At 70.1% G+C, this 1,688-nt stretch carries 2 protein-coding genes; both read right to left on the minus strand.

Going from position 1 to position 1,688, the window contains the following annotated elements:
- A partial coding sequence (locus tag BMW62_RS21980; RefSeq protein ID WP_170852527.1) for a CHASE3 domain-containing protein occupies positions 1 to 916 on the minus strand: 916 nt, incomplete at its 3' end.
- A gap of 140 nt (positions 917 to 1,056) precedes the next feature.
- A complete protein-coding gene (locus tag BMW62_RS23365; RefSeq protein ID WP_244524223.1) occupies positions 1,057 to 1,593 on the minus strand; it encodes a hypothetical protein in 537 nt (178 codons plus the stop codon).
- Between the last annotated feature and the right edge of the window lie 95 nt (positions 1,594 to 1,688).

The raw sequence follows: 1,688 nt of genomic DNA on the forward strand, positions 1-1,688 counted from the left end.
CACCCGACTGCGCCGCGGTCTCCTCCGCACCCGCCGAGATCTGCGCCGACGAAGCCGACAGCTCCTCGCTGCTGGCCGCCACCGCATCCGCCGAGCCGGCGACCGAGGAGAGGACGGAGCGCAACGATGCGACTGCTTCGTCCAGCGACTTGGCGGTACGGCCGACCTCGTCGTCCTGGGCCAGCCCGGTGACTGCGGTCAGGTCGCCCGCGGCCAGCCGGCCCGTTGCGGCCTGCAGGCGGGTGAGGCTGCGACGGATGACACGGGCCACGAGGTACCCGAGGCCGACCGCCAGCAGGACCCCGAGGGCGCAGACGATGATCATCGTCCGGACGGCGTCGGAGACGGTCTTCTCGTATGAAGCACCGGCCATGAGCGCGGCGTCGGCCTCTTCGAGGCCGGCCTCGAGGGTCTCCTCGTAAACTTTCCGGAGCTCACGCGTCGTGCCGAACGCCAGGGCGACACCGGCCTCGCGGTTCTGGGCGTACAGGTCGAACTCCGACTGCATGCTGGCCGACCACGCGTCCAGCCCGGCCTCGAGCTCGTCGAGGTAGCCGCTCTGGGCGTCGGTCGAGGCCTCGCGAGCCTCGTCGAGGTAGCCGTCGACCTTGGCGAGGCGTTCCTCGATCTCGGGGAGGAACTCCGGGTCACCGGTCAACAGGTAGCCGCGCTCGTCGTTGGCGGTCGCCTTCGCGCTGAGGCCGATGTTGTGGAGGCTGTTCAGGTAGGGCATGGCGGTGCTCAGCTCCTGCGAGCGCGCGTCGCGCAGCTCGTCCAGGCTCTGCACGCCCAGGACCCCGACGCCGATCGCGGTCATCGAAGCGACTCCGACGGCGGTCAGGATGCGCACGGCGACTGGACGGTCGTTCACCCAGCTCGCGCGGCGGCGGCTCGCGGAAATGGTGGACGTGGTCATGACGGTGCTCCTCGAGCAGTAAAGCGGAAATGGCGAGGCCGGCGCGATCGTCCACGTTCCTGGAACCGTTGGCCTGCAGCAATAAGGTAGGGCCTGAGCAGGCGGTGGACAGTGCATTCTTGGCGTGTCGGGTGGAGTCGCTACAGATCGATCGATGAGCGCATTTCGTGTGTCGACTTGACGATTGCGACCATGTCACGGCGGGGAAAGCGCACCGGGTGGCAGCCGGGAATCCGGCTGCCACCCGGAGTGGGTAAATAGAGCGGGTCAGTGGCTGAAGCGCCCACGGTCGTTCGCGGGTCGGCGGCCATGCAGGAGCCCTCGTCGACGGCGGTGCGGGTCTGGGGCAGCGCCTGGCTGGTGGAGTCCGCGGCGCTTGAGTCCGGGTCGGAGACTGCGCGACGATCGTGGGCGACCTTCCCGATCGCCACCACCGCCGTGGCGCCCTGGATGGCCGGCACGCCCGGCCGGCCTCGATGATGGCGTTCAGCGGCGGTACCGGGGACGGGGACGAACGGTTCTCTCGCGCCGTGGTCGTCGCTCGAACCGGCGATCCGGTCCCGGGATCGGTAAGGCGGCACCTCGTCCGGTGCCGCCGCGTACACGGCGGAGGAGCGCGCGACCAGGTCGCGCGCTCCTCGGGTAGTGCTGAGCAGGGCCGGCGCCCCGCGGGTCACTCAGTACTTGAAGTTGCCGACGGTGGTGCGCAGGTCGGCGGCCATCCGGGACAGCTCGTCCACGGCGGTGCGGGTCTGGGTCAGCGCCTGGGTGG

Source organism: Blastococcus sp. DSM 46786 (genome assembly GCF_900109665.1).
Taxonomy (GTDB): Bacteria; Actinomycetota; Actinomycetes; order Mycobacteriales; family Geodermatophilaceae; genus Blastococcus; species Blastococcus carthaginiensis.